The organism is Arthrobacter sp. D1-17, assembly GCF_054130535.1.
On sequence record NZ_CP096382.1, the window covers coordinates 3451065 to 3475532 of the forward strand.

Annotated in this window: 14 protein-coding genes, 1 tRNA gene and 3 rRNA genes; 7 read left to right on the forward strand and 11 right to left on the reverse strand. The window is 62.5% G+C overall.

Going from position 1 to position 24468, the window contains the following annotated elements; translation table 11 throughout:
* Nucleotides 1–83: 83 nt before the first annotated feature.
* Entirely contained in the window at nucleotides 84–635 is a 552-nt protein-coding gene (locus M1E01_RS15915; protein WP_457972516.1) for an AMIN-like domain-containing (lipo)protein, read from the reverse strand.
* Between the two features lie 331 nt (nucleotides 636–966).
* The gene (locus M1E01_RS15920; RefSeq protein WP_457972517.1) at nucleotides 967–1269 is read right to left on the reverse strand and encodes a DUF4193 domain-containing protein; all 303 of its coding nucleotides are present in this window, start codon (nucleotides 1267–1269) and stop codon (nucleotides 967–969) included.
* Nucleotides 1270–1476: 207 nt separating this feature from the next.
* Between M1E01_RS15920 and M1E01_RS15925 the strand changes: the two genes are divergently transcribed.
* Nucleotides 1477–1824, forward strand: a complete 348-nt coding sequence (locus M1E01_RS15925) for a hypothetical protein (RefSeq protein WP_457972518.1) — start codon at nucleotides 1477–1479, stop codon at nucleotides 1822–1824.
* A 145-nt stretch (nucleotides 1825–1969) separates the two neighbouring features.
* Here M1E01_RS15925 and katG read toward each other — a convergent pair whose 3' ends face one another.
* A complete protein-coding gene (katG, locus tag M1E01_RS15930; RefSeq protein ID WP_457972519.1) occupies nucleotides 1970–4264 on the reverse strand; it encodes a catalase/peroxidase HPI in 2295 nt (764 codons plus the stop codon).
* 317 nt (nucleotides 4265–4581) lie between these two features.
* On the opposite strand from katG, the gene M1E01_RS15935 reads away from it, so the two are divergent.
* Entirely contained in the window at nucleotides 4582–5379 is a 798-nt protein-coding gene (locus M1E01_RS15935; protein WP_457972520.1) for an oxygenase MpaB family protein, read from the forward strand.
* Nucleotides 5380–5444: 65 nt separating this feature from the next.
* On the opposite strand, the gene M1E01_RS15940 is transcribed toward M1E01_RS15935, so the two are convergent.
* Both M1E01_RS15940 and M1E01_RS15945 read right to left on the reverse strand, forming a co-directional pair.
* Nucleotides 5445–5521 (reverse strand) — tRNA-Thr (locus M1E01_RS15940).
* 158 nt (nucleotides 5522–5679) lie between these two features.
* Complete coding sequence (locus M1E01_RS15945; RefSeq protein WP_457972521.1) at nucleotides 5680–6570, reverse strand: DsbA family protein; 891 nt, start codon at nucleotides 6568–6570, stop codon at nucleotides 5680–5682.
* Between the two features lie 179 nt (nucleotides 6571–6749).
* Between M1E01_RS15945 and M1E01_RS15950 the strand changes: the two genes are divergently transcribed.
* The 4 genes from M1E01_RS15950 to M1E01_RS15965 all read left to right on the forward strand — a co-directional run bounded on the left by M1E01_RS15950 (nucleotide 6750) and on the right by M1E01_RS15965 (nucleotide 11967).
* Nucleotides 6750–8252: an alpha,alpha-trehalose-phosphate synthase (UDP-forming) gene (locus M1E01_RS15950; protein ID WP_457972522.1), complete on the forward strand. Its 1503-nt coding sequence runs from the start codon at nucleotides 6750–6752 to the stop codon at nucleotides 8250–8252.
* Nucleotides 8242–9072 (forward strand): trehalose-phosphatase, encoded by an 831-nt coding sequence (gene otsB / locus M1E01_RS15955; protein WP_457972523.1) that lies wholly within the window; start codon nucleotides 8242–8244, stop codon nucleotides 9070–9072. Before M1E01_RS15950 ends, otsB begins: the two co-directional genes overlap by 11 nt.
* Nucleotides 9073–9299: 227 nt before the next feature.
* On the forward strand, nucleotides 9300–10382 hold the full coding sequence (locus M1E01_RS15960) for an ABC transporter ATP-binding protein (protein WP_457972524.1): 1083 nt from the start codon (nucleotides 9300–9302) through the stop codon (nucleotides 10380–10382).
* Nucleotides 10383–10548: 166 nt separating this feature from the next.
* Entirely contained in the window at nucleotides 10549–11967 is a 1419-nt protein-coding gene (locus M1E01_RS15965; protein WP_457972525.1) for a DUF4032 domain-containing protein, read from the forward strand.
* Nucleotides 11968–12027: 60 nt separating this feature from the next.
* Here M1E01_RS15965 and M1E01_RS15970 read toward each other — a convergent pair whose 3' ends face one another.
* Nucleotides 12028–13398, reverse strand: a complete 1371-nt coding sequence (locus M1E01_RS15970) for an FAD-binding oxidoreductase (RefSeq protein ID WP_457972526.1) — start codon at nucleotides 13396–13398, stop codon at nucleotides 12028–12030.
* 224 nt (nucleotides 13399–13622) lie between these two features.
* Between M1E01_RS15970 and M1E01_RS15975 the strand changes: the two genes are divergently transcribed.
* Entirely contained in the window at nucleotides 13623–13898 is a 276-nt protein-coding gene (locus tag M1E01_RS15975; RefSeq protein ID WP_457974997.1) for a hypothetical protein, read from the forward strand.
* Here the strand turns inward: M1E01_RS15975 and M1E01_RS15980 are convergent.
* The 5 genes from M1E01_RS15980 to M1E01_RS16000 all read right to left on the reverse strand — a co-directional run bounded on the left by M1E01_RS15980 (nucleotide 13876) and on the right by M1E01_RS16000 (nucleotide 24468).
* On the reverse strand, nucleotides 13876–14370 hold the full coding sequence (locus M1E01_RS15980) for a hypothetical protein (RefSeq protein ID WP_457972527.1): 495 nt from the start codon (nucleotides 14368–14370) through the stop codon (nucleotides 13876–13878). The two genes, M1E01_RS15975 and M1E01_RS15980, sit on opposite strands and share 23 nt — an antisense overlap.
* Before the next feature lie 331 nt (nucleotides 14371–14701).
* A 5S ribosomal RNA gene (gene rrf, locus M1E01_RS15985) occupies nucleotides 14702–14818 on the reverse strand.
* A gap of 234 nt (nucleotides 14819–15052) precedes the next feature.
* Nucleotides 15053–18191, reverse strand: a 23S ribosomal RNA gene (locus M1E01_RS15990).
* Between the two features lie 530 nt (nucleotides 18192–18721).
* Nucleotides 18722–20247: ribosomal RNA gene (locus tag M1E01_RS15995) — 16S ribosomal RNA — on the reverse strand.
* Together the 16S, 23S and 5S rRNA genes form the textbook arrangement of a ribosomal RNA operon.
* Before the next feature lie 486 nt (nucleotides 20248–20733).
* Nucleotides 20734–24468 (reverse strand): 1,4-alpha-glucan branching enzyme, encoded by a 3735-nt coding sequence (locus M1E01_RS16000; protein WP_457972528.1) that lies wholly within the window; start codon nucleotides 24466–24468, stop codon nucleotides 20734–20736.

Consider the following 24468-nt stretch of genomic DNA (forward strand, 5'->3'; position numbering starts at 1 on the left):
GATGTACAGCATGACGCAGGCACAGCGGGGCCCCGCCTCCTCCTCGGGGCGGGGCACCGCTGCTTAACCGGCTTTATTTGCCGTCACCAGTGGTGGGCGACGTCAATCACGAGCCTGGATCCGTTGCCGGGACCGGCAAGGGTGAACACCTTGAAGGGCAGCCGGGCGCGGACGCCGAGGCCAAGAGTGGTGTGGCCCTCGAAGCTGCCCGCCCAGGCAACCTGCCGGAACGTCTGGTACTTGGAAACGTTGGTCACCTCGGAGCGGTTGGCCGGCACGAACGTGGCCTTGCCCGTGTTGCTGTCATAGCTGGGCGAGTGGGCGGTGACCTGCAGGAATGCACCGCCCCTCAGCTTGATGGGCAGCCCTGATCCGTCCTGGACAACCTTCGAAACGTAGCGGACGTTGTAACCGGTTGCCTTTCCCTTGATGTCGATCACGAGGCGGTCGAAGCAGTAGTGCTGGCCCGAGCGCACATTGGTGACCGGTGCGGCGCTCATGGTCTGGTTGGACTTGGCAAGTGAACCCCAGACCAGTCCGCAGTAGGAAGTGGTTGCCGAGGCGGACCCCGGAGCCAGCAGGCCCAGCCCGAGAGCCATGATGATGGCAGTCAGCCAGGCGCTTAGTTTTTTCATGTAGGCACCCCTTTCGGGTGTGAGTGATTGGATAACTCCAGCGTAGGAGCGCCAAAGGCCCGAAACGAGGGATGTTTCCGGTTCTTCGTACAACCGTTAAACCGCCGGAAAACCGATCACGGGACCGTAATTCCCGAGCGTTTTTCAGGGCCCTCGAGAGACGTTCGTAGCACTTTCTCTACACGGCCGTTACCGCCGGTAACGGCCAATATCGTGGCGGTACGGTCGAATGCACTGTGGGCATAAAAAAGCGAGACGCCAGCGTCCCTGTCGGGTGCCGGCGTCTCGCTTTGCCTTGCTACTGAAGCCCGCAAAACGGCGCGGGTGGGGGTCAGCCTTCGCAGTCGCGGCAATACTTCATGCCGTTTTTTTCGCGCGCAACCTGGGACCGGTGGCGGACCAGGAAGCAGGAGGAGCAGGTAAATTCGTCGGACTGCTCCGGAACAACAATGACCGTGAGTTCTTCGTTGGAGAGATCTGCGCCCGGAAGGTCGATGCCCTCAGCAGTATCGTTCTCATCGACGTCGATAACAGCGGTCTGCGCGCCGCCGCCGCGGGACGCCTGAAGGGCCTCCAACGATGCGGAGGGATTCTCTTCTTCTGTCTTGCGTGGGGCGTCGTAATCGGTAGCCATAACGTGTTCACTTTCGTTGCTGCGCAGCGCCATTTCAGGCACCTCAGTGAAGCAGTTTAGGTCATAAAGCGCAAAAGGGAAGACTAGTGTGGCCAAGCCGACATCCGGGCCTTTTCAGGGCTGATACGCCCTTTGGGACTGGCGGCCGGGCGCTGCCGGTTTTAGCCTGAACGAAAGATCAACTCGTTCTCCGCAGGGAGGCACCTCATGGCCACCAAACTCAATCGCAAGGCCCTGGAGAATGCCCGCGCACTGGTGAAAAAGGGAAAGGTTGAGCGCGACATCCGTGACGACTGGAGCGAACACGCCCCCTCGACTGACGATGAAAACTCGTTCATCGACAAGCACGGCTTTGAGGAGTTTTCCAAGTGGCATCTCGGCATTGACCGGGAGCAATCGGACGGCACCAAGGGCAGCGTCAGTTTCCCGTTCGGCGACTTCAAGAAGGTCCACCGCTGCGCCATCATCTCGCTGGAAAGCCGCGCAGCGCAGTACGACCACGAGGACATCGCTAAGGCAGCCAAAAAATTGCTGGAAGAAATCGACGCCGGCTGAGGCCGCGTGGTTCGGCTGGCTCTCGCAGCCGGACCCGGGCGGCCCCCGGGCCGCCGTCGGCCGGCTCGCTCCAGTCGCCGTCGCCCGGGCGTCCCGGCCGGCCGCATCTGCAGCCGGCCCGGGGCGCCTCGGCCGACGGACCCGGTTAGCGCAGGTCGAAGCGGTCGAGTTCCATGACCTTCACCCAGGCCGCCACGAAGTCGTTGACGAACTTCTCCCGGGCGTCCTCGCTCGCGTAGACCTCGGCCAGCGCCCGCAGCTGCGAGTTGGAGCCGAGGACCAGGTCGACAGCCGTGGCCGTCCACTTCAGTTCGCCGGTGGCGATGTCGCTGATCTCGTAGACGTTCTCCTCAGCCCCCGATACCCTCCACCGCGTGCCCGGGGAGAGGAGGTTGACGAAGAAGTCGTTCGTCAGGACCTGCGGCCTGTCGGTGAGGACACCGTGGGCGGAACCGCCGGCATTGGTGCCGAGGACACGCATGCCGCCGATAAGGACTGTCATCTCCGGCGCGGAGAGGCCCAGCAGGTACGCCTTGTCCAGCAGGAGGGTCTCCGGCTGCAGCTTCTCGCCGGGGCGCATGTAATTGCGGAACCCGTCCGCCCGCGGCTGCAGATACTGGAATGACTCGACGTCGGTCTGATCCTGGGAGGCGTCTGCCCGGCCTGCACGGAACGGTACGGTGACGGGGAAGCCGGCGTCCCTCGCGGCCTTCTCCACCGCAGCGCAGCCACCGAGGACGATCAGGTCTGCCAACGAGACCTTCTTGCCCCCTGTCTGCGCGGAGTTGAACTGCTGCTGCACCGTCTCGACGGCCCGCAGCGCTGTGGCCAGCTGCTCGGGCTCGTTAACTTCCCAGCCGCGCTGGGGCTCCAGCCGGATCCGCGCGCCATTCGCGCCGCCGCGCTTGTCGGTCTTGCGGAAGGTGGACGCTGCTGCCCACGCCGTGCTGGCGAGCTGCGAGACGGACAAACCTGACTCCAGGAGTTGGGCTTTAAGCGCGGCGATGTCCTGCTCGTCGATCAGCGCGTGGTCGGCTGCCGGGATGGGGTCCTGCCAGAGCTGCGGCTCCGGGACCCATGGTCCGAGCAGGTGCGGGCCCACCGGACCCATGTCGCGGTGCAGCAGCTTGTACCAGGCCTTGGCGAACGCGAGCGCGAACTCGTCCGGGTTCTCCAGGAAGCGCCGCCCGATTTTCTCGTAGATCGGGTCGAAGCGCAGTGACAGGTCGGTCGTGAGCATGGTTGGGCGGTGCTTCTTCTCCGGGTCGTGCGCGTCCGGGATGATCTCCGGGGCATCCTTGGCGACCCACTGGTGGGCACCTGCCGGGCTCTTGGTGAGCTCCCACTCATATTCGAACAGGATCTCCAGGAAACGGTTGCTCCACTCCGTCGGCCGATCGGTCCAGGTGACCTCGAGCCCGGAGGTGATTGTGTCGCCGGCCTTGCCGCTGCCGTAGGTGCTGAGCCAGCCCAGGCCCTGCGCCTCGAGGTCGGCAGCCTCCGGCTCGGGGCCGACGTGTGCGTCGGCGTCCCCGGCGCCGTGGGTCTTGCCGAAGGTGTGGCCGCCGGCAATCAGCGCGAAGGTCTCCTCGTCGTTCATCGCCATCCGCTTGAAGGTCTCGCGGATAAACGACGCAGCGAGCTTGGGATCCGGGTTGCCCATCGGGCCCTCGGGGTTGACGTAGATCAGGCCCATCTCGGTGGAGCCGACCTCCTCCGACATCTGGCCTTCTCCGATGTAGCGTTCGTCGCCGAGCCAGGTGTCCTCTGGCCCCCAGAAGATCTGCTCGGGCTCCCACACGTCCTCACGGCCGAAGGCGAATCCAAAGGTCTTGAAGCCCATGGACTCCAGGGCGACGTTGCCCGCGAGAACCAGCAGGTCCGCCCACGAGACCTTCTGGCCATACTTCTGCTTCACCGGCCACAGCAGCCTGCGGGCCTTGTCCAGATTGGCGTTGTCCGGCCAGCTGTTCAGCGGAGCGAAGCGCTGGCTGCCTTCACCCGCTCCGCCGCGGCCATCGTGGACCCGGTAGGTGCCGGCAGCGTGCCAGCTCAGTCTGATCATCAGGCCGCCGTAGTGGCCAAAGTCCGCCGGCCACCAGTCCTGCGACGTGGTCAGGACCTCGATAATGTCCTGCTTCAGTGCCTCAACGTCGAGCTTCTGGAACTCCTCCCGGTAGCTAAAACCGGGGGCGAGCGGGTTGCCTGCCGGATGGTTCCCATGGAGCACCGAGAGATCGAGCTGGTTCGGCCACCAGTCTGCGTTCGTTCGGGGACGGTGCGCCTTGGGCTGCGGCGAGTCGATGGCCGGGTTCTCGCTCTCGCTGCCGTGCGAGGTCACGCTGTCATGGGCGATCGGACACCCACCCTCGATCTTGGTGTCCAGACCCTGGGCGCTGCCCGGAGTGGGGATCGGAGGATGGTCCTGGTGATCGGTCATGTTGTTCCTTCCATAGGCCGAGGCCGCGGTCGGACTCGGACAGCCGGTCTAACCCTCCTATCTGACCATGAGCGGTCGGCGTGGGGACAGCCCCCTCCGCTTCACGGACCTGTTCGCAGCAACTCCTCGAATCTCCCGGCGCCCCGTCCTACGATTGAGGGACACCGTCGTCGTGAACCTCTCGGTTGGTGTTTCTAAGGCCCGCGTCTCCGCCATGGAGGTCCCACATCATCATGCATCTTCATCCATCTCTCGAGCAGAGCCTAAGCCGGCAAGTAACCAGGGACCCGGAGGACTGGGAGGAAACGTTCAGGCAGATGGTCCTTTTCGACCTTGCCGAAGACATGAAGCTCGGGTTCCTCCTCGCGTACTACCGGAATTTCACCATTCCATCCGGTTCAGACACTCTTGTCACAAACGGGGAAATCCCAGCGCGGCCCGTGAAGCGTTCCTTTGACACTGCAATCGTCATCTATGAACTCATCGCAAACGGACTGGACTCCGAGCGTGGTCGACAAATGACAGCTTTGCTGAATCGAGTTCACCGCAACGTTCCTGGCAGCGACGAAGACTATCTGTATGTGCTGATGACACTCTTGGTTGTCCCCCTACGGTGGTCGCACCGCCACGGCTGGCGGAAACCCACACAGACCGAAAGAAACGCCGCCATCCGTTTCTTCACAGGGCTGGGCACCAGGATGCACATCTCCAACATCCCTGCCACCTTCGAGGAGGCGGAGGCCTTTTTCGACGACTACGAAAGCCGGAGAGTCCGCCCAAGCCCTGCCGGCCGGGCACTCATGAAGGCTACGGTAGAGGTCTTTCAAAGCATGCAGCCGCGGATGCTCCATCCGCTGACAAGGCTCATGATAGCCACAATGCTCGACGACGCACGGCTCACCGCAGCGCTCGGGCTCCCCCGGAGCACCTGGTGGTCACGGTTTGCGCTTGATGCCGGATTGGCAGTCCGCAATGGGATCCGTCGCCACACTCCCTTGCGCACAGTACCAAGCTTCAGGTCCGGCCAGCCGCTGATGCCGGTCTACCCCCACGGCTATGATGTGGCCGATGTCGGCCCGCTCAATGTCATGGGCGCGAAACACCGGAACGGTTGAGTCCAGGGGTCTGAAAATGCAAAGGCCCTGACCTGCGGTACTGGCATCGCAGCTCACGGCCTTCCTGGAGCCCCCTGTCGGATTCGAACCGACGACCCCCGCTTTACAAGAGCGGTGCTCTGGCCAACTGAGCTAAGGAGGCACACCCGTCAGGGTGGGCGCCATATGGCGCTAGTCAAGATTAGCCCAAGGACTGCCCGGAGGTAAAAACGGTGGCGGCCCGCATCCCCGGTTCGATCCGGGGCGCGGGCCGCCACCAAGAGGCCGCCGCTAAGGCTGCCGTCCAGGCTGATGCAGGAACTAGGCCTTGGCCTTGATGGCCGCCTCGAGGAAGGCCGGGAATTCAGTCTGGGCGCTGTCACCCTTACCCCACTGCTTGCCGTCCACCAGAACAGTCGGGGTGCCGGCAACGCCGATGGCAGCCGCTTCCTGGGTGGTGTACTTCACCCAAGGACGGTAGCGCTTTTCCTCGACGCAGGTATCGATGCTCTTGGCCCCGACGTCCGTGGCCAGCTTCTTCAGCTCGTCGTCGGAGAGTCCGGGGCCGCCCTCGGCCGGCTGGTTGGCGAACAGCGTGTCCACAAACTCCGCGTACTTCTCCGGGGACTCATTCACGACGCAGGCAGCGGCGTTGGCTGCACGGGAGGAGTAGTTGGTGGTGGAGCGGCTGTCCAGGAATCCCAGAGCCCGGTACTCCACGGTGATCTTGCTTTCGTTGCGGAGCGACGTCAGGGTCTCGTTGAACTGCGCCTCGAAGTTCTTGCAGGCGGGGCAAATGAAGTCGATGTAGAGGACAACCTTAACCGGTTTGCCGGCCTCAGCTTCCGCACCGGGCGCAGCGATGGTGGCGGGGGCCGATGCCGCCGGCTCCGGAAGGTCCGCCACGTTCACTGTGGCGGGCTCGGTCTTGGCCACCTCAGTGCCTTTCAGAAGGGTGACGCCGCCGTGAACGTTTCCGTTGGCCGGTGTGGGGCCCTGATCCGCAACCGGGGCATTGTTCTGCAGGCTCGTGCTGACCACGAGACCCACGACAACAAGGATGGCCACCACCGCGGCCACGATGCCCCACCCGATCAGCAGCTTGTTCCGCTTGTCCTTCTTAAGCTGTGCTTCGCGGATCTGGCGGGCTTTCTCGCGGGCCTCTGCTGTGCGCTCAGCTTTGGACTTGCGGGCTTCGTTTGCGGGGCTCATTAGTTCCTCGTGTCGATCGGACAGGTGCGGACCACCCAGGGGCAACTCTCCCAGTTTAGGGGGAAACGCGGGTGCTTGCGCCTTCAAGTATTTCTTCAGTCTGCCCAACGGATGAATAGCACGTAAGATTCCGGCCCGTTAGGGTTGACAGAGATCCACAAGCAACCCTAGGGGGCGCAATGCAACGACCTGAACGCGACAAGCCGCAGACACCTGCGGACGGCGGGGCGGGTTCCGGAAGCAACTCGGCCGCCACGCTGTATGACTTCATGGTGGTGTCCAACCGCCTGCCGGTGGACCGCTGCGCTCCGGGGGAGCAAGGTGACGACGGCTCCGGCTGGCGCCGTTCCCCTGGCGGCCTGGTGACAGCCTTGGCGCCCATGATGACCAAGACCGACGGCGCATGGGTGGGCTGGCACGGTGCGCCCGACGAAACGGTTCAACCGTTTAGCCACGGCAGCATGGACCTGGTCCCGGTGCAGCTGAGTACCGACGACGTCGAGCTGTACTACGAAGGTTTTTCCAACGCCACGCTCTGGCCGCTCTACCACGACGTCATCGCTCCGCCGGAGTTCCACCGGACCTGGTGGGATTCTTACCGCAAGGTCAACAGAAGGTTCGCCGACGCCGTCGTCCGCCATGCCGACCACGGCGCAACAGTGTGGGTGCAGGACTACCAGCTCCAGCTCGTGCCCCGGATGCTCCGTGAGGCGCGTCCCGACCTGCGGATCGGCTTCTTCAACCACATCCCGTTCCCGCCGCCGGAGATCTTCGCCCAGCTCCCCTGGCGCCAGGCGATTATCGACGGTTTGCTGGGCGCCGACCTCGTGGGCTTCCAACGCAGCAGCGATGCCGGCAACTTCATGCGCTCGGCACGCCGGTTCCTCGGCGCCAGCGTCAAGCAGCAGCAGGTCCACGTCAGGGGCCAGAACGGCGACATGACGCACATCGCCCGCGCCCAGTCCTTCCCGATCTCCATTGACGTCCGGCAGATCACCGAGCTGGCCAATAACCCCGACATCATCGAGCGGTCCCGCCAAATCCGCCAGGACCTCGGCAACCCCAAGACGATCCTGCTCGGCGTTGACCGCCTTGACTACACCAAGGGCATCCGGCACCGGCTCAAGGCCTACGAGGAGCTCCTCGACGAAGGGAAGCTCACCGTTGGCGACGCAACACTGATCCAGGTGGCAAGCCCCAGCCGCGAGCGTGTGGAACAGTACCGCCTCCTCCGGGAAGAGGTGGAAGGCACTGTGGGCCATATCAACGGAACCTACGACACACTGGAAAACACGGCGGTGCGGTACCTGCACCACAGCTACCCCATCGAGGAGATGGTAGCGCTTTATCTGGCTGCCGACGTCATGCTCGTCACCGCCCTTCGGGACGGTATGAACCTCGTGGCCAAGGAATACGTGACGGCCAGGACCAACAACGACGGCGCCCTGGTCCTCAGCGAATTCGCGGGGGCGGCCGACCAACTCAAGCAGGCCCTGCTGATGAACCCGCACGACATTGACGGGCTCAAAGACGCCGTGATGCGGGCCGTCAACATGTCCCCCCGGGAGTCGGCGCGACGCATGCGCGCCATGCGCAAGCAGATCCTGGACCACGACGTCGACCACTGGTCCGCCGACTTCCTGCACGCCCTCAACGAGAAGGTGGTCCGCGATGACTCCTGAGGCAGACCGCACCCATTCCCGCGCAAACACTCGCCTTACCCTTTCACCGGAACTGCTGGAAGCCGTGCGGGAGATCGCCGGCACGGAGCAGCTGCTGATCGCAATGGATTTCGACGGCACGATCTCCCCGCTCGTTGACCACGCCGGAGACGCCCGTCCGCTGCCGCGCTCCGCCGCGGCGTTCAAGGAGCTGGCCACCCTTCCGCGCACGACGACGGCCCTCATCTCTGGCAGGGCACTCGACAGCCTGCGCGCGGTCGCCTCGCCTCCGGATGAGACGTTGCTCATCGGCAGCCACGGGGCCGAGGCATGGCTGGGGCCCGGTTCCGCGCCGCTTGTCCTGGACCCCGGGCAGCTGGAGCTCCTGGCGGAGGTCCGCAGCATCCTGGAGGGAATCGTGGAGCTCGCGCCCGGCACGCTCCTCGAAGAAAAACCGGCAGGGGTGGTCCTGCACACCCGGCTGGCGTCAGACGACGTGGCGGAGGACGCCGTGGCGGCCGCGCGGGCGGCGCTCCAGGACCTCGAGGGCGTCCATCTCAAAAACGGCAAGCGCGTGCTGGAAACATCAGTAGTCCATGCCTCAAAGGGTGAGGGTGTGGACTTCCTCAAGCAGGCCACCGGGGCTACGGCTGTCCTCTTCGCCGGGGATGACGTCACTGATGAGGATGCCTTGGGCAGGCTTGGCCCCGGCGATGTCGGCGTGAAGGTCGGCCTGGACTTTACACAGGCCCAGTTCCGCGTCGAGGCCCCAGTGCACATCGCAGAGTTGCTGGAAACCCTGCTGAGGGAACGCCGCAAGGCGGTCTCACACACGGCGTGAGGACGGGGCGCGTTGCGGATCTCACATGTGAGGTCCGTAACATTTGCGTCCATTGCGGATAAATCTGACATACTCTTGCATGTGATGTGGCGCACAGGAACCGTGCGGCGTCATGCGATGCTCCTCTGCCTCTATACATTTAGAGGCGGGGAGCAAATAACTGAATTACATGAACCATTCACTACGGATCGTCCGGCACGTACCTGCCGGTGAAGGGATTGATAACTGTGGCAACAGTTACTTTTGACAACGCTACGCGTCTGTACCCGGGCACAGAGAAGCCCGCTGTTGACAAGCTCAACATTGAAATCGCCGACGGCGAGTTCCTGGTCCTCGTTGGACCCTCCGGTTGCGGTAAGTCCACCTCCCTGCGCATGCTCGCAGGCTTGGAAGACGTAAACGCCGGCCGTATCCTCATTGGCGACCGCGATGTCACTGACGTTCCGCCGAAGGACCGCGATATCGCGATGGTTTTCCAGAACTACGCCCTCTACCCCCACATGACGGTGGCGGACAACATGGGCTTCGCGCTGAAGATCGCCGGCGTGAGCAAGGAGGAACGTGCCGAGCGCGTCCGTGAAGCTGCCAAGCTCCTGGACCTCGAACCGTACCTGGACCGCAAGCCGAAGGCACTTTCCGGCGGTCAGCGCCAGCGTGTTGCCATGGGCCGCGCAATCGTCCGTAACCCGCAGGTCTTCCTCATGGATGAGCCGCTCTCCAACCTGGACGCAAAGCTCCGCGTCCAGACCCGAACCCAGATTGCGTCCCTGACCCGCCGCCTGGGCGTCACCACCGTCTACGTGACGCACGACCAGGTCGAAGCCATGACCATGGGTGACCGGGTTGCCGTACTCAAGGACGGCCTGCTGATGCAGGTGGACACTCCCCGCAACCTGTACGACCGCCCCAAGAACGTATTCGTTGCCGGCTTCATCGGCTCCCCCGCCATGAACCTCCTCGAACTTCCGGTCGTCGATGGCGGCGTGCAGTTCGGCGGCACCGTCTACCCCGTGCCGCGCAACGTCCTCGAGGAGGCACACGGCACCACCGTGACGCTCGGCAGCCGTCCCGAAGACCTGGAAAGCGCCCCGCAGGGCGAAGGCCTGCAGGTTGAGGTCGACGTCGTCGAAGAGCTCGGCGCCGACGCCTACGTCTACGGCCACACCACCCTGGACGGCAAGAGCCATGACATCGTGGCACGCGTCGACGGCCGCCGCCCCCCGATGAAGGGCGAGTCCATCTGGGTCCGTCCGCAGTCCGGCCACGTCCACCTGTTCGACACCAAGACCGGCGAGCGCCTGGGCGACTAGTCCCCGCCCACCGGCTCCACAACAACAAACGACGGCGGCCCCTCCCCTCAACGGAAGGGCCGCCGTCGGGCGTTAAACGCCGTCAGGCGCTAAGAAGCGCCAGGTGACGACAGCCGCAGCAGGCTTTCTTTAGGTGCCCGGCCCCTACGTACGGAAGAATTGACCCATGACCGAGGAACACAGCGCCCAGTGGCACGACGAACCCACCGACTATGGACAGATCGGCAAACTGCCAAGGTTCGAGGCCGCGAGTGCGAAGGACGCCAAGGCGTCCTCGGTCGCCAGCAATCTGAACATCACCGCTGCGGCAGCGGACCCTGAGCTGCTGGACCTGCCGTGGCACATTGCCCTGGAGGACTGGCCCGCGGAGAACCTCGCTGCTCTCCCCCGCGGTATCTCACGGCACATCGTCCGGTTCGCTCACCTGGGTGGTTCCGTCATCGCCATCAAAGAGACCTCCGAACACGTTGCCCGGCACGAGTACCACATGCTGCGCAAACTTGCCCGGCTGGACGTGCCCTGCGTGGAGCCCGTGGCTGTCATCACGGGCCGCACCACCCTCGACGGCAGGCCGCTGAACCCCGTACTGGTCACCCGCCACCTGAAGTTTTCCATGCCCTACCGCGCCCTGTTCTCCCAGATGCTGCGCAAGGACACCCTGACGCGGCTCATCGACGCGCAGGCCCTGCTGATGGTCCGGCTCCACCTCATAGGTTTCTACTGGGGGGACGTGTCGCTCTCCAACACACTGTTCCGGCGCGACGCCGGCGCCTTCGCCGCATACCTCGTGGACGCCGAGACCGGTGAGCTCTACCCGGACCTGTCCACAGGGCAGCGCGAATACGACCTTGAGATTGCCCGGGTCAACATCGCGGGCGAACTCATGGACCTTCTCGACGGCGGCCTGATCGAGGAGAAGGTGGACCCGGTGGCCACGAGCGAACTCATCATGGAAAGCTACCGCCGCCTGTGGACGGAGCTGACGGAGAAGGAATCGTTCGAACTCGGCGAGCGGTGGCGCGTGGGCGCGCGCATCCGCCGCCTCAACGAGCTGGGCTTCGACGTCGAGGAATACGCCATCAAGACGACGCAGAACGGCTCCACCATCCAGCTCCAGCCCAAGGTGGTCGATGCCGGCCACCACCAGCGGCGCCTGCTCCGGCTCACTGGCCTGGACGCCCAGGAGAACCAGGCGCGCCGCCTGCTCAACGACATGGACTCGTTCAGGGCCGACAACAACCCGGACATGGATGAGGAATACAGCGCCCACCTCTGGGTGAGCCAGATCTTCGAACCGATCGTCCGCTCGATTCCCCGTGACCTCTCGGGAAAGCTGGAACCTGCAGAAGCCGTCCATGAGGTGCTGGAGCACCGCTGGTACATGTCCGAAAAGCAGGAGCGCCACATTCCGCTGGCCGAGGCCGTCCAGTCCTACATCGACTCCATCCTGCGACACCGCCGGGACGAGGCAGCAATCATGCTGAACCCTGATACAGAGCTGCTGAAAATCCTCGAAGTGGAAACCGAGCAGTCACGCTACGGTGCCGAGGAATCCGTCGACGAGTACCCCGACTCTGACGACTAAGCTGCCGCTGGCCTTCGCGGTCCGGACGGGCCGCCTGCGGGGGCCGGCTTTTCCTGCCGGCTAGATTGCCTTGCCCGGGTTGAGTATCCCCTGCGGGTCGAAAAGCTCCTTCACGCGCCGCTGCAGCTCACGGATGGGCTGCGGCTGTTCCAGGTCCAGCCAGCGCAGCTTGTACTGGCCAATGCCGTGCTCGCCGGTGATGGTGCCGCCCATGTCCAGCGCCACGGCGATTGACGCGTCCAGGGCCTTGTTCAGGCGGAGCATGGCCCCGGCGTCGACGAGGCTGCTCACGCGGTCCACCCAGAACGTTGGGTGCAGGTTGCCGTCCCCGGCGTGCGCCACCACCTTGAGCTTCACCTCATGGACCTCGGCCAAAGATTCAAGGGCGGCCACATAGTCCACCAGCCGGGAACGGGGCACGGCGACGTCCTCGCCCACCCGGTACTGATCGTCCACTTCGACGCCTCGGCTGTTCCGCCGCAGTTCCACCAGGCGTTCGGCCTCCTCGCTGGCCTCGGTGGTCACCACAGCTCCGCCCGCAGCAAGGACGTCCCGTACCACTGCGGCCTCGGCCGCGGCGCCAAAACCGTCAGTCTGGACCAGCAGGAGCGATTTTCCCCTGACGGCAAGGTCCGAACCGTGGATCTCATCCAGTTGCGCGAGGGACCCGCCGTCGAGCAGTTCCATGATGGCCGGTTGCACACGGGCCTTGCCCACCGCCAAAACCCCTGCCGCAGCCTGCCGGAAATCGGAGTAGAAGGCGGCGATCGTGTGGACCTCGCGGGGCAGGTACTTCAGGCGTACGGTGGCGCCGACGACGATCCCCAGCGTTCCCTCGGATCCCACGAACAGCCCGGTCAGGTCGTACCCCGCTACCCCCTTGAACGTCTGGTGGCCGGTACGGATCAGGGAACCGTCCGCCAGCACGACGTCCAGTGCCAGTACAGAATCACGGGTGACCCCATATTTGGCACAACGCAGTCCGCCGGCGTTGGTGGCTACATTGCCGCCAATGGTAGACATACGGAAGCTTGCCGGGTCAGGTGCGAACATCAGCCCGTGCGCCGCCGCTGCGTCGTTCAGGTCGGCGTTGATCACGCCGGGTTCGACGACGGCGGTCTCGTCGTCCGGGTTGAGGTCCAGAATGCGGTTCATCCGTTCCAGACTCAGAACGACGCAGCCTTCGGTGGCGTGGGCGCCGCCGGAGACCCCCGTACCGGCTCCGCGGGCCACAATCGGAATCCGCAGCTCGGCGCACATCCGAACGATGTGTTGGACGTCGGGGACGGATTCTGCAAACACAACCGCAAGCGGCTGCCGATAGTCCAGCACAGGTGCCTGGTCGACGGCGTATGCAGCCAATACGGCTGGATCCTGCACGACCTTGCCTGGCCCCAGCGTTGAAGTCAGCCCGTCAGCGATGCTGCCCATTGAATCTCCCGTTCGCGTCACACGTGTATTAAGTCTATGGCCCGGGCGTGGCTATCGGGCTGTAGGGTACTGCAGCGCCGCAGCAACGCCGTCCAGAGGTGCAGACGCCTCCAGTTTCCGCTGCTGCTTTGCCTCGTTGTGGTGGCGGTTGATGCAGACTGTCAAAAGCATTAGGTGCACGTGACTTCGGATTGAGGATTCCTGAGGACCTGTCGGTGGTCGGGATGGACGGACACGAGCTCGGGGAGCTCTTTGGCCTCTCCACATTGAACAGGACCCGCGCGGCCAAGGGGGCTCTCGCGGTGCGCCTGCTTCTGGAAGGACTGGCCGGCAGCAAGCACGCCCCCGCCAGCGATATCGAGTACCCGACGAGGTTTACCGTGCGGCGTTTATCTGCGGCGGAGCACAGCCGTGCCACGATCGGTTTAGGAACTGGCGGCCTGGGCTGCTTGTCCCTAGTGGCCAGCCGCGCAGCGGCTAATCTGCAGCGGCGCCCATGAACCTTGCGTAGCGCGCCAGCACGTCGGGCCAGTCCCGCTCTGACTGGGCGTGGGTGGCGGAGGGGTCTTCTGCACCCTCCCAGCCGTCGTGGACGACCCGCACTTCGGTGCCCCCGTTGACGGACCTGAAGGCAACCCGCAGCTCCGTGGACCACAGGGCAGTGGCACCGGGATACCAGGATGCGTGGAAGGACATTGGCGGCTGCCAGTCATCAATGGTGCCCCAGGTAGTGCTCCTGCCATCGTCAGCTGTTTCAAGAATGAGGTTCTCTTCAAACTCGACATAGGATCCGGCACCATACACGCTGTTGGTTTCCATCGGCCACCAGAGGTGCGTGTGCTCCGTGAAACCAATGAAAGCCCGGGAGACGGGACCGGGGACGACGATAGTGCAGACCACCGGATCCAGGTCCGCAGGCCTGCCAGGTTCCTCCGCACCTGAAGCGGGCGGGTGGCTGAAGAGGTTTTCCATGGTCACTAACCATACAGGCCCGCCCGCCAACCCCTCGGACGCTCTCTCATTTCCTGCCGCTTCCGGGCGGACGCTCTCTCATTTCCTGCCGCTTCCGGGCCGGCGCTCTTCCATTTCCTGCCGGGGTTCCGGGTGCCTGTTGTTGTCCTGGTGCCGGATCTGCTGGAGGGTTTGCGGGGTGCGGTGCAGGAGGTGGCAGAGGTCCCGGGATTACCGGCCGGAGGTGAGAGAGCGTCAGGGGAATCGACGGTAGGGAGTGTAGTGGGAGGGGCTTTGGGTGGTTAAAAAGCGAAGGCCCCGACGGTGGTGTCGGGGCCTTGCTGTAATTTATGTCCGGCGGTGACCTACTCTCCCACACCCTCCCGGGTGCAGTACCATCGGCGCTGTGGGTCTTAGCTTCCGGGTTCGGAATGGGACCGGGCGTTTCCCCCACGCTATGACCGCCGTAACCCTGTGACCCGTCCCCCCGCGGTGGCGGGGGTGGGAAAATCTGTGGTTACAACATGCCCTGCCGGTTATGGCAGGTGTGGTGTTGTGCTATTGAGTTGTGGGTTCCCTGGCAGCAAACCCTGCCGGTGGCGGGTTTGTTGGTTGGGAACCACATAGTGGACGCAAGCGCTCTTGGATCTTTTACCCGCCCCGGGTGCAAACGCTTTTGAAGGGGCGTTTGCGGGGTGGGTGTGTGGTGTAAGTTATCGGCCTATTAGTACCGGTCAGCTTCACGAGTCGTTAGTCCTCGCTTCCACATCCGGCCTATCAACCCAGTGGTCTGGCTGGGGGCCTCTCACACACAAGGTGTATGGAAATCTCATCTCGAAGCGAGCTTCCCGCTTAGATGCTTTCAGCGGTTATCCCATCCGAACGTAGCTAATCAGCGGTGCACTTGGCAGTACAACTGACACACCAGAGGTTCGTCCGTCCCGGTCCTCTCGTACTAAGGACAGCCCTTCTCAAATTTCCTGCGCGCGCAGCGGATAGGGACCGAACTGTCTCACGACGTTCTAAACCCAGCTCGCGTACCGCTTTAATGGGCGAACAGCCCAACCCTTGGGACCTACTCCAGCCCCAGGATGCGACGAGCCGACATCGAGGTGCCAAACCATGCCGTCGATATGGACTCTTGGGCAAGATCAGCCTGTTATCCCCGAGGTACCTTTTATCCGTTGAGCGACGGCCATTCCACAATGTACCGCCGGATCACTAGTCCCGACTTTCGTCCCTGCTCGAGATGTCTCTCTCACAGTCAAGCTCCCTTGTGCACTTACACTCGACACCTGATTGCCAACCAGGCTGAGGGAACCTTTGGGCGCCTCCGTTACTTTTTAGGAGGCAACCGCCCCAGTTAAACTACCCATCAGGCACTGTCCCTGACCCGGATTACGGGCCGAAGTTAGATGTCCAAAGTGACCAGAGTGGTATTTCAACGATGACTCCACCCGAACTGGCGTCCGGGCTTCAACGTCTCCCACCTATCCTACACAAGCCACTCCGAACACCAATACCAAACTATAGTAAAGGTCTCGGGGTCTTTCCGTCCTGCTGCGCGTAACGAGCATCTTTACTCGTACTGCAATTTCGCCGAGTTTATGGTTGAGACAGCGGGGAAGTCGTTACTCCATTCGTGCAGGTCGGAACTTACCCGACAAGGAATTTCGCTACCTTAGGATGGTTATAGTTACCACCGCCGTTTACTGGGGCTTGAATTCTCAGCTTCGCCTTGCGGCTAACCGGTCCTCTTAACCTTCCAGCACCGGGCAGGAGTCAGTCCGTATACATCGTCTTGCGACTTCGCACGGACCTGTGTTTTTAGTAAACAGTCGCTTCCCCCTGGTCTCTGCGGCCCCGATCCCCTCCCACCAGCAAGTGGTGTTCAAGGTTGGGGCCCCCCTTCTCCCGAAGTTACGGGGGCATTTTGCCGAGTTCCTTAACCATAATTCTCTCGATCGCCTTAGTATTCTCTACCTGATCACCTGTGTCGGTTTGGGGTACGGGCGGCTAAAACCTCGCGCCGATGCTTTTCTCGACAGCATAGGATCACCGAATCCCCCCAAACGGGGGTCCCATCAGATCTCAGGCACATGAACGGCGGATTTGCCTACCGTTCGCCCTACATCCTTAGACCGGGACAACCATCGCCCGGCTCGGCTACCTTCCTGCGTCACACCTGTTAATACGCTTGCCTCCCGGGATCAGATCCCGCGCTCCACCAAAACCCGCACACCACAAGGGTGATTGGGCAGGCTTCGGGCGGTTAGTATCCCCCGTTCAGCATGGGCGGTTTTTCGCCGGTACGGGAATATCAACCCGTTGTCCATCGACTACGCCTGTCGGCCTCGCCTTAGGTCCCGACTTACCCAGGGCAGATTAGCTTGACCCTGGAACCCTTGATCATCCGGCGGACGGGTTTCTCACCCGTCTTTCGCTACTCATGCCTGCATTCTCACTCGTGTAGGCTCCACCGCTGGTTTACACCGCGACTTCACCGCCCACACGACGCTCCCCTACCCATCCACACTCCTGAACCACAAAGGCTTAGAACACGTATGAATGCCACAACTTCGGCGGTGTACTTGAGCCCCGCTACATTGTCGGCGCGGAATCACTTGACCAGTGAGCTATTACGCACTCTTTTAAGGATGGCTGCTTCTAAGCCAACCTCCTGGTTGTCTTCGCAACTCCACATCCTTTCCCACTTAGCACACGCTTAGGGGCCTTAGTTGGTGGTCTGGGCTGTTTCCCTCTCGACTATGAAGCTTATCCCCCACAGTCTCACTGCTGCGCTCTGACTTACCGGCATTCGGAGTTTGGCTGACGTCAGTAACCTTGTAGGGCCCATTAGCCATCCAGTAGCTCTACCTCCGGCAAGAAACACGCAACGCTGCACCTAAATGCATTTCGGGGAGAACCAGCTATCACGAAGTTTGATTGGCCTTTCACCCCTACCCACAGCTCATCCCCTCCATTTTCAACTGAAGTGGGTTCGGTCCTCCACGACGTCTTACCGTCGCTTCAACCTGGCCATGGGTAGATCACTTCGCTTCGGGTCTAGATCACGCCACTGCAACGCCCTGTTCAGACTCGCTTTCGCTACGGCTTCCCCACACGGGTTAACCTCGCGACGTAACACTAACTCGCAGGCTCATTCTTCAAAAGGCACGCCGTCACAACTACTATGCACACAAGGTGCGGTTGCTCCGACGGATTGTAAGCACACGGTTTCAGGTACTGTTTCACTCCCCTCCCGGGGTACTTTTCACCTTTCCCTCACGGTACTGGTCCGCTATCGGTCATTAGGGAGTATTTAGGCTTATCAGGTGGTCCTGACAGATTCACACGGGATTTCTCGGGCCCCGTGCTACTTGGGATACTCTCCAGGCGGTGCACAACATTACGGTTACGGGGCTCACACCCTCTACGGCCGGCCTTTCAAGACCGTTCACCTATGCCAGCACTTCACACCCTCCCGGTCCGGCAGAACCAGGAAAGAAAGTCCCACAACCCCGCCCATGCAACGCCCGCCGGCTATCACACATGGAAACGGTTTAGCCTGATCCGCGTTCGCTCGCCACTACTAACGGAATCACTATTGTTTTCTCTTCCTGCGGGTACTGAGATGTTTCACTTCCCCGCGTTCCCCCCACGCACCCTATGTGTTCAGATGCGGGTCACCAGATCACTCGCGCGTCTGGCGGGGTTTCCCCATTCGGACACCCTGGGATCACAGTCCGGTTATCGACTCCCCCAGGCTTATCGCAGATTCCTACGTCCTTCTTCGGCTCCTAATGCCAAGGCATCCACCGTGTGCTCTTAAAAACTTGACCACAAAGATCAATCAGAAATTTCGAGAGAACCACAGAAACCAACCACACCCCGCAAAAAACAGGGCACAGCCAGATCCAGGTTCATATTCTTGGAAATTGCTTCTTATAAAAGATGCTCGCGTCCACTATGTAGTTCTCAAACAACAACCCCAAACCACACACCCCACACACCCCCCAAAGGGAGAACAAACCGTGCGATCGGTGCAGCCAGGAAACCAGAAACAAACAAACCCCGAAACCCCCCGCAGCCACCCGCCCCAAAGGACACGCCACCACGAAAAACCCCGGCCCTGTTGCCTCAGGACCCAACAGTGTGCCAAACACGAAACCACCCACTCCCCCGCCCCGCCGTTCCAGGACACCCAAAAGCATCCGTACCAGACGAAGAAAAGAACCAAGCGGCCGCTATTCATTGATATTCCACCCATGAGCACCCGCCGCAGAACGATCGCCTGCGCAACGGGCCTTTACTCCTGACAAACCCGCCACCGGCGCCTACACGCCGGCACGAATCCGTAGGTGCTCCTTAGAAAGGAGGTGATCCAGCCGCACCTTCCGGTACGGCTACCTTGTTACGACTTAGTCCCAATCGCCAGTCCCACCTTCGACGGCTCCCTCCCACAAGGGGTTAGGCCACCGGCTTCGGGTGTTACCAACTTTCGTGACTTGACGGGCGGTGTGTACAAGGCCCGGGAACGTATTCACCGCAGCGTTGCTGATCTGCGATTACTAGCGACTCCGACTTCATGGGGTCGAGTTGCAGACCCCAATCCGAACTGAGACCGGCTTTTTGGGATTAGCTCCACCTCACAGTATCGCAACCCTTTGTACCGGCCATTGTAGCATGCGTGAAGCCCAAGACATAAGGGGCATGATGATTTGACGTCGTCCCCACCTTCCTCCGAGTTGACCCCGGCAGTCTCCCATGAGTCCCCGCCATAACGCGCTGGCAACATGGAACGAGGGTTGCGCTCGTTGCGGGACTTAACCCAACATCTCACGACACGAGCTGACGACAACCATGCACCACCTGTGAACCGGCCCCAAAAGGAGAAACCACATCTCTGCGGCGGTCCGGTCCATGTCAAGCCTTGGTAAGGTTCTTCGCGTTGCATCGAATTAATCCGCATGCTCCGCCGCTTGTGCGGGCCCCCGTCAATTCCTTTGAGTTTTAGCCTTGCGGCCGTACTCCCCAGGCGGGGCACTTAATGCGTTAGCTACGGCGCGGAAAACGTGGAATGTCCCCCACACCTAGTGCCCAACGTTTACGGCATGGACTACCAGGGTATCTAATCCTGTTCGCTCCCCATGCTTTCGCTCCTCAGCGTCAGTTAATGCCCAGAGACCTGCCTTCGCCATCGGTGTTCCTCCTGATATCTGCGCATTTCACCGCTACACCAGGAATTCCAGTCTCCCCTACATCACTCTAGCCTGCCCGTACCCACCGCAGATCCGGAGTTGAGCCCCGGACTTTCACGGCAGACGCGACAAACCGCCTACGAGCTCTTTACGCCCAATAATTCCGGATAACGCTTGCGCCCTACGTATTACCGCGGCTGCTGGCACGTAGTTAGCCGGCGCTTCTTCTGCAGGTACCGTCACTTTCGCTTCTTCCCTACTGAAAGAGGTTTACAACCCGAAGGCCGTCATCCCTCACGCGGCGTCGCTGCATCAGGCTTGCGCCCATTGTGCAATATTCCCCACTGCTGCCTCCCGTAGGAGTCTGGGCCGTGTCTCAGTCCCAGTGTGGCCGGTCACCCTCTCAGGCCGGCTACCCGTCGTCGCCTTGGTGAGCCATTACCTCACCAACAAGCTGATAGGCCGCGAGTCCATCCAAAACCACAAAAGCTTTCCACCCCCCACCATGCGATGAGGAGTCATATCCGGTATTAGACCCAGTTTCCCAGGCTTATCCCAGAGTCAAGGGCAGGTTACTCACGTGTTACTCACCCGTTCGCCACTAATCCCCGATGCAAGCACCGGATCATCGTTCGACTTGCATGTGTTAAGCACGCCGCCAGCGTTCATCCTGAGCCAGGATCAAACTCTCCGTTGAAGTAAAACAGACACAACCAACACCCCCGGAAATAACAGGAACGAAGGCTGCACAAAATTTGAAACCAGCCAAAACACCAGACCACACCCACAGGGGCAGGCGCAGCCCGGCAATTCAACCAATTTAATAAAAAATCGGTATCAACAAACTTGGCACACTATTGAGTTCTCAAACAACAGACACACCCGGCACCACCCAAACCCACGTTCAGGATCGCTCCGGAGCAACTTTTCAAACTTACCTGCTCTCACCATCCTAGTCAAATCGGCCTCTGCAAGTCTAGGATGCCTTGGGCATCTTACTCACTGATCCGACCAACTCCGGGGAGCGGCGCGGAAATAAACTCTACCACTAGTTTTCGCGGACGCCAACCCGCTTGAAGGCAGTGTTCCGAACAGCCATCCGCGTAGTGAACGAACGAACGGAAGAGGCCCGGAATCTCAAGGATTCCAGGCCTCTCCACGGGGTTCAGTGTCCCTGGCTGCGCTAGCTCACCGTGGTTTCCGGCAGTTCCGCTTGGGCCGCCTTCGCCGGCAGGGACTGGGCGGCCGTGCCGGTCGGCTTGAAGTATGCGGCGCCGAGCGGGGGCAGGGTAACTGTCAGCGTTGCGGGCTGCCCGTCGATGGCTTCGTCCTCCGCGACCAGGGTCCCGGCGTTGATCACACCGGACCCTCCGTAGGCGGCGGCGTCGGTGTTCAACACCTCGGTCCATCCACCGGCGGTTGGCACGCCCAGGGCGTAATCCTTGTGGGGGGCACCGGAGAAGTTGACGGCGAAGACCACGGGATTGCTGTCCTTGTCCCAGCGGACAAAGGTCAGCACGTTGCGGTCCGCGTCGGCTCCGTTGATCCACTGGAAGCCGCCGGGTTCGTTGTCCCGTGAGTAGAGAGCCGGGGTGGACTTGTACAGCTCATTCAGGTCCTTCGTCAGCAGCTGGATGCCGTTGTGGCCCGGGATATCTGCGAGCCACCAGTCCAGGCCATGCTGCTCCGACCATTCCGCTTCCTGGCCGAATTCGGTACCCATGAAGATCAGCTGCTTGCCGGGATGTGCCCACTGATATCCCAGGAACGCGCGCAGGTTCGCCAGCTGCTGCCAGCGGTCGCCCGGCATCTTGCGCAGCATCGAGCCCTTGCCGTGGACAACCTCGTCATGGCTGATGGGCAGGAGGAAGTTCTCGGTGAAGGCGTAGACCAGCGAGAACGTGACTGTACCGTGGTGCCACTTGCGGTTGACCGGGTCTTCCGACATGTACTTCAGCGAGTCATGCATCCAGCCCATGTTCCACTTGAGCCCAAAGCCGAGTCCGCCGTGGCTGGTCGGACCGGTCACACCCGGGAACGCGGTGGATTCCTCGGCGATCATGACCGCGCCGGGGTGCGTCTTGTACACCGTGGCGTTGGCCTCCTGCAGGAACGAGATGGCCTCGAGGTTTTCACGTCCACCGTAGCGGTTCGGCTGCCACTGGCCGTCCTCGCGGGAGTAATCGAGGTAGAGCATGGAAGCAACGGCGTCCACGCGCAGGCCGTCGATGTGGAACTCGTCCAGCCAGTAAAGCGCGTTCGCCACCAGGAAGTTGCGGACCTCGGTGCGACCGAAGTCGAAAATCAGGGTGCCCCAGTCCGGGTGCTCGCCCAGGTTGGGGTCTGCGTGCTCGTACAGCGGCTGGCCGTCGAACTGGGCGAGGGCCCAGTTGTCCTTCGGGAAGTGCGCCGGAACCCAGTCAAGGATGACGCCGATGCCGGCCTGGTGGAGCGCGTCCACCAGGTAGCGGAACTCGTCCGGGTGCCCGAAGCGGGACGTTGGCGCAAAGTAGGAGGTGACCTGGTAGCCCCAGGAGCCGCCGAAGGGGTGCTCGGCGACGGGCATGAACTCGACATGGCTAAAGCCCAGCCACTTGACGTACTCGACGAGTTCCTTGGCCAGCTCACGGTAGCCCAGTCCGAGGCGCCATGATCCCAGGTGGACCTCGTAAACACTCATGGGCGAGTTGTGCGGATCCCGCTCGGCGCGCGCCGTCATCCATTCGTCGTCTTCGAACCGGTAATGGGATTCGACAACCCTGGAGGCGGTCAGCGGCGGCACCTCCGTGCCGAAGGCCAGGGGGTCGGCCTTTTCAACCCAGTAGCCGCCCTTGGTCTTGATCTCAAACTTGTAGCACGCGCCGGCTCCGACGCCAGGGACGAAGAGCTCCCAGATGCCGGAGGAGCCCAGGGAACGGAGGGAGTGCTCCCGCCCGTCCCACGCGTTGAAGTCACCCTTGACACGCACGGCCTCGGCGTTCGGGGCCCACACGGCGAAGGACACGCCGTCGACGTCTCCGAGAGAGGACTTGTAGTGCTGCACGTGGGCGCCGAGGACGGTCCACAGCGTTTCATGGCGGCCTTCCCCGATCAGGTGCAGGTCAATTTCGCCAACGGTCGGGAGGTACCGGTAAGGCTCGTCGACCCTTACCGGGTCCAGGCCTTCGTACGTCACTTCCAGGCGGTAGTCCGGAACATGCCCCGCCTGGAGAGGCTCCATCACGGCCACCCAAACGCCATCGGACTCATGGGTCATCGGGACGGAGCCTGCCTCCGTTACTACGGTCACCGCTTCGGCCATGTGCTTCACGGTCCGGATGGTCACGTGGCCGTAGTCATCCAGGTGGGCGCCAAGCACGGAGTGCGGGGCGTGGTGCTCACCGGCAGCCACACGGGAGAGCGTATGCGCATCCACGTGAAGGGGCGCGTGGGGCCGATCTGTGGGTACAGAGCCTGTCATGTTCTTACCTTCCGCTGCGGCACCGGCCGGTTCGCCGGTGCCTTTACTGCTGAGGAGCCGTCTGGCCGCATTCGCCGGGATGGCCAGCCAGTCCGGCCTGTTGCGCATCTCATAGACGACTTCGTAGAGCGCCTTGTCCAGCCACAATGCCACAAAGAGCGGCGAGTTCCTGTCAACGGTGCCGGGTGTGACTTCCGAGTAGCCGGCCAGGAACGCCTCGGTGCAGTCATCCACCCAGGTCTCCGGAACGCGGGCGTTACGATTCTCACGCTCGGCGGCCCCGGCTGCGTAATCGAAGGAGCGGAGCATGCCCAGCACGTCCCGCAGTGGGACGTCAGGAAAGTTCCGCTCGGCGATAGGTCGGAGCGGTTCGCCCTCAAAATCGAGGATTGCCCAGCGGTCCGGCCCCCCGCCGCGGCCGGGAACCTGCAGGATCTGGCCGAGGTGGAGGTCCCCGTGGATGCGCTGCAGGGCGCCGGCCGGGGTGCCCTCAAGGTTTGCAAGCAGCAGTTCCAGTTCGTTGTCATACGGTCCGACGGCGGGACCGGCTTCCGTCCAGGCCTGCCGCACTCGCTGGGCTACTCCGGGCGCAATGACGCCGCCGGGGACGTCTTCCGCAGATACACCCAAGGTCTCGGCGAGCCGCCGGTGGACAGTGGCGGTGGCGTGGCCGAGGGCGTGTGCTTCCTGGGTGAAGTCCGTTCCCGCTGCCGCCGCTTCGACTGCAAGCCTCCAGGCGTCACGGCCGCCGGCCAGGAACTCGTGTGCCACTGCGAGTTCGCCCAGGGCGCGTTCAGGCACACCGGCCGGCCCCGTCTGCACGAACCACTCGCCGGTGACCCAGCCGAGCGTGGCGGGTACTTCCGTGGTGCGCGCGGCGGAAAGGGCGGCTCCCACTTCCACCTCCGGGTTCCGTCCGGCGGAAAGCACACGGAAGAATTTCACGATCGCCGCAGAGTCGCCGTCGTCGACGATGACGGACGTGTTGGACTGCTCACCCGACAGGACGCGCACTGTTCCGGTCGCTCGGGGAAGCGGCTGGCCGCCTCCCGAAAGGTGGCCGGTCGCGGCGCCTGCCGCAGCGGCGCCCTCAGTCCGCATGAGGTCAAGCCATGTCGCGATGAACACGGGGTCGTGGACACCATCGTAGATCCAGCGGTGTCCCAGTTCAGGGTGGTCGCTTTCCCCGACGAGGGCGCGATCCGCACCGGGCAGGGGGTTGCGGCGGTAACTGAGCGGCACTTGCACTACGTCGGTGCGGCGGCCGCCGTCGGGCGTTTCCGAGACCACGGCGGCGAGGAACACCTCAAGGCCGACCTCATCAAATGAATCGTTCAGGAGGAAGCCGCCTGCCGGGTCCAACGAAAAAGCTCCCGCCTTCACCGGGAACCAGCGCTGGCGGGGCAGCCACTGGCGGAGCAGCTCTTTGAGTGTGGGGGTCAGTGTTAATTGACTCAT